General features: G+C 68.1%; 3 protein-coding genes. 1 reads left to right on the top strand and 2 read right to left on the bottom strand.

The genetic code is table 11. The features are described from left to right. A partial coding sequence (locus tag AC01FP_RS17270) for a glycosyltransferase (RefSeq protein WP_474481943.1) occupies nt 1–545 on the bottom strand: 545 nt, incomplete at its 3' end. Between the two features lie 77 nt (nt 546–622). Here AC01FP_RS17270 and AC01FP_RS17265 point away from each other — a divergent pair. Then, a complete protein-coding gene (locus tag AC01FP_RS17265; RefSeq protein WP_474481942.1) occupies nt 623–1,759 on the top strand; it encodes a glycosyltransferase in 1,137 nt (378 codons plus the stop codon). Here AC01FP_RS17265 and AC01FP_RS17260 read toward each other — a convergent pair. Further along, nucleotides 1,721–1,940 (bottom strand): hypothetical protein (locus AC01FP_RS17260; protein ID WP_474481940.1); only part of this gene is annotated, 220 nt, incomplete at its 5' end. The genes AC01FP_RS17265 and AC01FP_RS17260 overlap by 39 nt on opposite strands.

The following is a 1,940-nucleotide window of genomic DNA, read 5'->3' as shown; positions in this document are numbered from 1 at the left end:
AAGGAGCGGCGGGCCAGCAGCCGTTCCTGCTCGCTGGTGAAGCACACGGCATCGGCATCACGCAGTACCCGGTAATCGGCCCAAGGCCAGTAGAGGCACTTCCTTAGGTGCTTGATGGGATAGGTGTGCCGGAACCAGGGATCGAGCATGCCGTGGGGATAGGCCCAGTAGGGCGGGCTATCCGGGCCGAGGCGGCGCAAAGCGCGCCATCCGGCGAAGGTGTGGTATTGCCAGAGGCCATGGATCACCACCGCATCGGCAGCCGCCACCAGGGGCAGGAGATCGGCCACCAGCGCTCGGCGATATCCATAGGTGCCCCGGCCAGGCCCAAGACCCACGGCCTGAAAGCCGGCGGTGGCCGGCAGGGAAAGCCAGGGGGCATTGGCCGCATCGAGGCTCACGGCCGTGGTGATAACCCCCCGCTCGGAAAGCAACGGCGAGATCTGGTGGATTCCCTGCACCGGTCCGCCGGCAGCTGGATCGAGGGAGTGGATCAGGCGCAGCAGCTTCACAGGGGGCGTGGGTTGGGCTGATCGCAGTGACATGAGCGATCATGCTGCAGTACGCGGCTGGTTGGATGCTGGTGCTTTTGGGCCATTACCCGCCAATGGAAGGGCGGAGCATGGCTCTCTACCGCCAGCAGGTGGAGGAGGGGCTCAGGGAGCGCGGACATGCGGTGCGAGCGCTCACGGCACCTGTGCTGCTGGGCCGGTTGGGCGCAGCCGGCAGTGGGGCGGCCAAGTGGCTGGGATATCTGGATCAGTTCGTTCTTTTCCCACCACTGCTGCTTTGGCAACAATGGCACTGGCCGGCGGGCACCCGGGTGCTGGTTCTGGATCAGGCGCTAGGACCATGGGTCCCCTGGATCCGGCATCGGCCCCACTTGATTGTGTGCCACGACCTGCTGGCCCTGCGGGCGTGCCGCGGTGAGTTTGCCGAGCAGCCGGTGGGTTGCAGCGGCAGGCTCTATCAGCAGCTGATTCGCTGGGGCTTTCGGCAGGGCCGGCAATTCGCAGCCGTGTCGGCAGCCAGTGCGGCCGATCTGGAGCAGGAGCTGGCACCCAGCCGCCCCCCGATCACGGTGTTAACCAATCCCCTGCCAGCGGCTTTCAAGCCGATGGCGCCAGGAGAGGCCCGAGAGCAGCTGCGGAGCCTGGCAGCAGAGCTGGAGCAGGGGCCGTTTGTGCTGCATGTGGGTGGCTACTGGTACAAGAACCGGCAGGGGGTGTGCTCGGTGTTCGCCGCGTTGCAACGCCGGCATCCAGGGATGCGGCTCGTTCTGGTGGGCCATCTGGAGGCCCCGGCAAAGGCTGTGCTGCAGGCCCATCCACAGCTCCAGGCTGCCGTAGTGCATCTGCCGAGTGTGGAGCAGCTCCAGTTGCGGGCGTTGTACAGCGCCGCGGAGGCGTTGCTGTTCCCCTCCTGGTGGGAGGGCTTCGGCTGGCCGGTTCTCGAAGCGCTGGCCTGCGGCTGCCCGGTGATCAGCACCGATCGAAACCCGATGCGGGAGGTGGGCGGGGATGCGGCGGTATACCTGCCGCCCTGCCCGGTTGGAGCCGAGCCGCGCGGGTGGTGGATCAAGGCGGCGGCGGCGGCGGTGCAGACCGTGCTGGAGCGCACCCCCCAGGAGCGGCAGCAGTGGCGGCAGCGGGGGCTGGCCCAGGCGGCCCGCTTCAGCCCCGATCGCTGGCTCGATCAACTGGAGCGGGCCCTGGCGGCCTCAGGAAGTGAGCCCGGGCAGGATGGCTTCGGCCACTAGGCGCGGCGTCATCGGCGTGTAGTGGGGCAGCGGCGGGCCGGGGCTGCGATCGAGCCAGGCGCTCAGTTTGGTCAGATTGCTGTGGTTGGGCAGGTCGGGGTCGTCGTTGCCGCGCCAGCGGCGGCGAAGCTGCCTGCTTTCGTCTTCGTCCACCCAGGTGCTGGCCACGTGCAGCTCCTCC

The sequence above is a fragment of the Cyanobium sp. NIVA-CYA 375 genome (assembly GCF_056108345.1).
This window is presented reverse-complemented; position numbering and strand designations above follow the sequence as displayed.

Coding starts and splice junctions, on each gene's coding strand:
- AC01FP_RS17265 (WP_474481942.1), top strand. CDS start 623: ATGGCTCTCTACCGCCAGCAGGTGGAGGAGGGGCTCAGGGAGCGCGGA.